Origin of the sequence: Streptomyces sp. NPDC048383 (assembly GCF_040651775.1) — a bacterium.
Classification (GTDB): domain Bacteria; phylum Actinomycetota; class Actinomycetes; order Streptomycetales; family Streptomycetaceae; genus Streptomyces.
This window is the reverse complement of sequence record NZ_JBEZKS010000121.1, coordinates 1-7,165: the sequence shown is the minus strand read 5'-3', so window position 1 is coordinate 7,165 and position 7,165 is coordinate 1. Positions and strand designations below refer to the sequence as shown.

Sequence of the window (7,165 nt, the reverse complement as noted above, 5' to 3'; positions counted from 1 at the left end):
AACGACTCCGGCCCCACCCCCAACCCCACCAAACGCCGCGCCAACCGCGCCGCCCGCACATCGAGGTCGACCGCCGTGACCGTTCCCGCGTCGGAAACAAGCGCGGGGTCCTGCGGGGCTGCGGCGACGCGTCGGTCCCACAGCTCGGGCACGGTGAGCGGGTCCACCGGGCGGGCCGACCCGTTCCAGTCGGTCAGCACGCGGCGGCGCTCCTCGGCGCCCAGGACGTCGATGGCGCCGACCGGGGTCTCCGGGGCGGCGACGACGGCGGTCAGCAGGCGCAGCAGCCGGGCGACCAGCCGCTCGACGGTGGCGTGGTCGAACAGGTCGCTGCTGTACTCGACCAGGGCGTCCATGCCGCCCGCCGGCCGCTCGGTGAATTCGAGGCCCAGGTCGAACTTGGCGGCGCCCGTCCCGACGGGCATCGGTACGGAGTCCAGTCCGGGCAGTCCCGTCTCGGCGGTCGCGGTGTTCTGCAGGACGAGCATCACCTGGAAGAGCGGGTGACGGGCCCGGGAACGATCAGGAGCCACCGCGTCCACGACCCGCTCGAACGGAACGTCCTGATGCGCGTACGCCGCCAAATCGCCCTCACGCACCCGCGACAACAACTCCCGGAACGACGGATCACCCGACACATCCGTACGCAACACCAGCGTGTTCACGAAGAACCCCACCAGCTCGTCCAACGCCTCGTCCTGACGCCCCGCGATCGCACCACCGATCGGAACGTCCTCCCCCGCACCCAACCGGGTGAGGAGGGCGGCGAGTCCCGCCTGGAGGACCATGAAGAGGGTGGCCCGGGACGCGCGCGCCAGGGCCACGAGGCCGTGGTGGAGCTCGGGTTCGACGGTGAAGGTGAGCATGCCCCCGCGGTGACTGGCGACGGCGGGCCGGGGCCGGTCGGTGGGCAGCTCCAACAGGTCCGGGGCCCCCGCCAGCGTCTTCGTCCAGAACCGTAGCTGGTGGGCGGCCAGGCCCTGCGGGTCGGTGTCGGAGCCCAGCAGGTCGCGCTGCCACAGGCTGTAGTCCGCGTACTGCACCGGCAGCGGGCGCAGGTCGGGAGCGGCCCCTTCGACGCGGGCCGCGTAGGCGGCGGCGAGATCCTGACCAAGAGGAGCCAGTGACCAGCCGTCCGCAGCGATGTGGTGGACCGTCAGCAGCAACACCTGCTCCTCGGAACCCAGCACGAACACCTCGGCACGCAGCGGCAACTCGGCCGCCAGATCGAACCCACGCGCCGCCGAAGCGACGAGCGCCGCGTCCAACCCGTCCTCCGACACCTCCACCACGGCCAACCCCGGACGGGCCACCGCCGCATCGAGGACGTCCTGGTAGGGGATGCCCGCCTCTTCGGGGAAGAGGGTGCGCAGGCTCTCGTGCCGGGCGACCACGTCGCCCAGTGCGGCCCGGAGCGCGTCGTGGTCCAGGGTGCCCCGCAGCCGCAGCGCGAGGGGGACGTTGTAGGTGGCGCCCGGGCCTTCGAGCCGGTCGAGGAACCACAGGCGGCGCTGGGCGTACGACAGCGGTACCCGTTCGGGGCGGACGGCCGGCAGCAGGGGCGGCCGGGCCTCGCCGGCGTCGCCGATCCGCTCGGCGAGCGCGGTCGGGGTCGGGGCCTCGAACAGGGTACGGATGGCCAGTTCCACGCCCAGGGCGCCGCGGATGCGGCTGACCAGGCGGGTGGCGAGCAGCGAGTGTCCGCCGAGGTCGAAGAAGTGGTCGTCGGCGAAGACCTCCCGGACGCCCAGCACTTCGGCGAACAGTCCGCAGAGGATCTCCTCCTGCGGGGTGCGCGGGGCCCGCCCGCGGGTGTCGCCGGGGCCGGTCTCCGGGGCGGGCAGCGCCTTGCGGTCGAGCTTGCCGTTGGGGGTCAGCGGCAGGGCGTCGAGGGCGACGAAGGCGGCCGGGACCATGTAGTCGGGCAGGTCGCGGCCCGCGTGGGTGCGCAGCTGCGCCACGTCGATCCGCTCGCCGGCGGCCGGCACCAGGTAGGCGGCCAGCCGCAGGTCGCCCGGCTGGTCCTCGCGGACGACGACGGCGACCTGGGCGACCGTCGGATGGGCGGCGAGCCGGGCCTCGATCTCGCCGGGCTCGATCCGGAAGCCGCGGATCTTGACCTGGTCGTCGGCGCGGCCGACGAACTCGAGGGCGCCGTCCCCGGTGCGGCGGGCGACGTCACCGGTGCGGTACATGCGGGCGCCGGGGGCGCCGAACGGGTCGGCGACGAAACGGCTCGCGGTCAGGTCGGGGCGGCCCCGGTAGCCGCGGGCCAGGCCCGCGCCGCCGACGTACATCTCGCCCGCGACGCCGGGCGCGGTGGGCCGCAAGCCGCCGTCGAGGACGTGGATCCGCAGGTCCGGGATGGCCACGCCGATCATGCTGCCGGGTCCGGCGGCGGCGCTCGGCGCGTCCAGGGCGAGGTGGCTGACGTGCACCGTGGTCTCGGTGATGCCGTACATGTTGACCAGGACCGGAGCCCGATCGTCGTGGCGGGCGTACCAGTCGGCGAGCCGCCACAGGTCGAGTGCCTCGCCGCCGAAGACGACGTACCTCAGGGCCAGCCGGTCACCGACGGTCGGGTTCTCCCGATCGGCCTGCATCAGCTGGTGGAAGGCGGACGGGGTCTGGTTCAGGACGGTCACCCGCTCGTCCGCGAGCAGCCGCAGGAACTCCTCGGGGGAGCGGCTCACGGCGTGCGGGACGACGACGAGCCGGCCTCCGTGCAGCAGCGGCCCCCACAGTTCCCACACGGAGAAGTCGAAGGCGTAGCTGTGGAAGAGGGTCCACACGTCGTCGGGTCCGAAGTGGAACCAGTGGTCGGTGGCGCCGAAGAGGCGGACGACGTTCTGGTGCGGGACGACGACGCCCTTGGGCCGGCCGGTGGAGCCGGAGGTGTAGATGACGTACGCCGGGTGCTGGGGGTGCAGCGCGCTCACGGGGGCGGTGGCGGGTTCGGCGGCGAGCGCCGTGCGGACGGCCGGGTCGTCGAGCCGCAGCCGGTCGATGTCCGCGCCGAGCCCCTCGGGCAGTCCCGAGTCGGAGCGGGTCACCAGCAGGGTGGGACGGGAGTCGTCCAGCATGTGGGCGAGCCGGTCCGCCGGGTAGTCCGGGTCCAACGGTACGTAGGCGGCGCCGGACTTGAGGGTGGCGAGCACGGCGACGACGAGGTCCGCGGAGCGGGGCAGGGCGAGCGCGACGAACCGCTCGGGTCCGGCGCCGTGCCGGACGAGCAGCCGGGCCAGCCGGTTGGCGCGGGCGTCGAGTTCGGCGTACGTGAGCTGTTCGCCCTCGCAGGTCAGGGCGATCCGGTCCGGGGTGCGGGCGGTCCCGGCGGCGAACAGGGCCGGGATGGTGTCCTCGGCGGTCTCGGTCCCCGGGCCGTGCCCTTCGGCCAGTGCCCGGTGCTCTTCGGGCCCGAGGACGTCGATCCGGCCGGCGGGCCGGGTGGGGTCCTCGGCGAACGCCTCGAAGATCCGCACCAGGCGGTCGCCGATGACGCGTACGGCGTTGGTGTCGAACAGGTCGGGGCGGTGGTCCAGGCGCATCCGCAGCCGGCCGTCGACCACATCGGCGATGACGCCGAGGGCGTAGTGGGTGGCGTCGGTGGCGTGCAGGCCGGTGAGGGTCAGGCCGCTGCCTTCCGGCTGGAGCGCGTCGGTGTCCAGCGGGTAGTTCTCGAAGACCGCGATGGTGTCGAACAGGGGGCCGACCCCGGCGGTGCGCTGGACGTCGGTGAGGCCCAGGTGCTGGTGCGCCATCAGGCGGGCCTGGCGTGCCTGGAGCCGGCCGAGGGCGTCGGCGAACGGTTCGGCGGCCGGGAGTTCGATGCGGACGGGCAGGGTGTTGATGAAGAGACCGACCATGGTCTCGATGCCTGGTATTTCCGGGGGGCGGCCGGAGACGGTCGCGCCGAAGACGATGTCGTCGCGGCCGGTCAGCTTGGCGAGGAGCAGCGCCCACGCGCCCTGGAGCACGGTGTTGAGGGTCAGCCCGTGCCGGCGGGCCTCTTCGCGCAGCCGTGTGGTGAGCTCCGCGGTCAGTTCCACGGTGAACGCCTGCGGCTGGAGGCCGGCCGGCGGGGCGTCGGCGGGGGCGAGCAGGGAGGGCCCGTCGAGTCCGGCCAGCGCCTCGGCCCAGGCGGCTTCGGCGGCGGCCTTGTCCTGGCCGTCCAGCCAGGCGAGGTACTGGCGGTAGGGGGTGACCCGCGGCAGGGCGCTGGCGTCGCCCCGGGAGGCGTACAGGTGGAACAGCTCGCGGACCAGGACCGGCATGGACCAGCCGTCCATGAGGATGTGGTGCTTGGTGAGGACGAGCCGGTGCTGCTGGTCGCCGAGCCGGTACAGGGCCGCGCGCAGCAGCGGCGGCCGGGTGAGGTCGAAGCGCTCGGCGCGGTCGGCGGCCAGCAGCCGGTCGAGTTCGGTCCGCCGACGGTCGGGGTCGGTCTCGGCCGTCAGGTCGGTCTCCCGCCAGGGGACGTCGACCTCGTGCGGCACGATCTGGACGGTGCGGCTGAGTCCTTCGTAGCGGAACGCGGAGCGCAGGTTGGGGTGGCGGCGCAGCAGGGCGTCGGTGGCCTCCCGCAGGGCTGCCGCGTCCAGCGGGCCGTCCAGGTCGAACATCAGCTGGACGGTGTACACGTCGGCGGCGTTCTCGTCGTACAGGGCGTGGAAGAGCAGGCCTTCCTGCAGCGGTGAGAGCGGCAGTACGTCGGCGAGTCCCGGCTTCGTCATGAGGAGGTTCTCCAGTCGGCTTCCAGCAGGTCGATCTCGGCCTGGGACAGAGAGACGAGGGTCAGATCGGAGGGGGTGTGCCCGCCGGCCTCGGGTGCCCGGGCGTGGTCGGCCAGTACGGCGAGGGCGCGGAAGAAGGTGTCGGCGAGGTCTTCGACCTCGGGGCCGGTGAACAGTTCCGCGGCGAAGGACCAGGTGGCCAGCAGGCGGGGCCCTTCGGGGTGGTCCTGGGTGAGGGCGTTGAGTTCCAGCTCGTGGGTCAGCGGCATCGTCGGGTCGGATCCGCCGCCGAGCAGCTCGGCCTCGGGGGCCGCGGTCCACGGCTCGCCGCGCTGCGCGGCGGCCGGGAAGCGACCCAGGTAGTTGAAGCCGAGCTGGGGCGCGGGGGTCTCCGGGAGCCGGGCCTCGGGTGCGAGGTGGCGCAGCATCCCGTATCCGATGCCGCTGTCCGGTAGGGCGCGCAGCTGTTCCTTGATGTGCTTCAGGCTCCGGCCGACGGCGGGGCCGCCGGACCAGAAGCCGTCGCGGCGGGCCGGGCCGGTGTCCAGGCGCACCGGGTAGAGGCTGGTGAACCAGCCGACGGTGCGCGAGAGGTCGGCGCCGTCGACCACGTCCTCCCGGCCGTGCCCCTCCAGGTCCACGAGGACCCCCGCGTCGTTGCCCTTGGCGCGGCGGGCGCGCCAGTCGGCGACGGCGTACGCGAAGGCGGTGAGCAGGACGTCGTTGACGCCGGCGTGGAAGGCGGCGGGAACCTCGGACAGCAGCGCGGCGGTGTGGTCCGCGGTCAGGGTGCGTACGACGGTCCGCTCGGTGGCGAAGACGTCGCGGGCGGGGTCGAGCCGGCCGCGGCCGAGTACCGGATCGTTTCCGGTCAACTGGAGCTGCCACAGCGGCAGTTCGTCCAGCCGTTGCGGTGCGACGGCTGTCAGCGCCCGCGACCAGGCCCGCAGGGGGGTCGGGACCGGCGCCGGGGCGGGCTCGGCGCCCTTGGCGAGTGCCTCGCAGGCGGCCGCGAGGTCCGGCACCAGGATGCGCCAGGAGACCCCGTCGACGACGAGGTGGTGGACGACGAGCAGGAGCCGGCCGGGTGCGTCGGTTCCGGCGTCGAACCAGACGGCCTGGAGCATCACTCCGGCGTCCGGGGCGAGCCGCCCGGCGGGGGTGTCGCTCTCCGCGGCCACGGTGGCGCGCAGCGCCCCGCCCGTGCCGTCGATGTCCGCGACGGGCACCCGGCGCAGCAGCGGGCCGGCGGCCACCGCGCCGGGCTCCGGGACGTGCAGCGCCCAGTCGTCCTCCCGGACCAGGCGGGCGCGCAGGGCGTCGTGGTGGTCCAGCAGGGTCTGGAGGGCGGCGGTGAGCCGGTCCTCGGTCAGGCCGGCCGGGGTGTGCAGGAGCATGGACTGGTGGAACCGGCCGATGGGTCCGCCGTGTTCGCGGAGCCAGTGAACGATGGGGGTGGCCGGGATCCGGCCGGTGCCGCTGCCCGTGACGGGTGCGGGGGAGGCGTCGGCGGTGCCCGCCACGAGGGCGAGCGCGGCGATGTTCTTGTGCTCGAAGACCTCCCCGGGGGTGATGACCAGTCCGGCTCGGCGGGCCCGGCTGACGAGCTGGATGGACATGATGCTGTCGCCACCGAGGTCGAAGAAGCTGTCGTCGATCCCGACGGAGGACAGACCGAGGAGTTCCTTGAAGATGGCCCCGAGGGCCTCCTCCCGGTCCGTACGGGCCTGACGGCCACCGGAGGTGGACACCGACAGATCGGGGGCCGGTAGTGCTTTGCGGTCCAGCTTCCCGTTCGGCGTCTGCGCGAACTCCGCCAGCATCACGATCGCCGCCGGAACCATGTAATCGGGCAACGCCTCGGCGACGTACGCGCGCAACTCCGCCGGATCGACGTCCTGCCCGCCGCGCGGAACGACGTATCCGACGAGCTGTTTCACCCCCGGAACGTCCTCACGGACCATCAGAGCGACCTGACCGACACTCCCGTGCCGCGCCAACCGCGCCTCGACCTCGCCGAGCTCGATACGGAACCCGCGGATCTTCACCTGGTCGTCGGCCCGCGCCACGTACTCCAACTGCCCGTCCGCCCGCCACCGCACCAGGTCACCGGTCCGGTACATGCGCTCCCCGACCGCACCGAACGGAGCCGCCACGAACCGCTCCGCGGTCAACCCCGGACGACCGAGATAACCGCGGGCGACGGGGCCCGTTACGTACAGCTCGCCGATGACACCGGGCGGGACGGGTCGCAGGCGGGCGTCGAGGACGTACAGCCCGCTGTTGACGACGGGCCGGCCGATCGGCGGGACGACCGGGTCGCGCAGAGGCCCTCCGATGGACGCGCAGACGGTGGTTTCGGTGGGACCGTACGCGTTGAACAGATCACGACCGACGGACCAACGGGCCACCACCTCACCCGACAACGCCTC

General features: G+C 73.4%; 2 protein-coding genes. Both read right to left on the bottom strand.

What is annotated here, in order from left to right; all coding sequences use genetic code 11:
* Positions 1-4,733: amino acid adenylation domain-containing protein (locus AB0D46_RS38045; RefSeq protein ID WP_362884626.1), on the bottom strand; the 4,733-nt coding region annotated here is incomplete at its 3' end.
* On the bottom strand, positions 4,730-7,165 hold a 2,436-nt coding region (locus tag AB0D46_RS38040), incomplete at its 5' end, for a condensation domain-containing protein (RefSeq protein ID WP_362884625.1). The genes AB0D46_RS38040 and AB0D46_RS38045, both read right to left, overlap by 4 nt.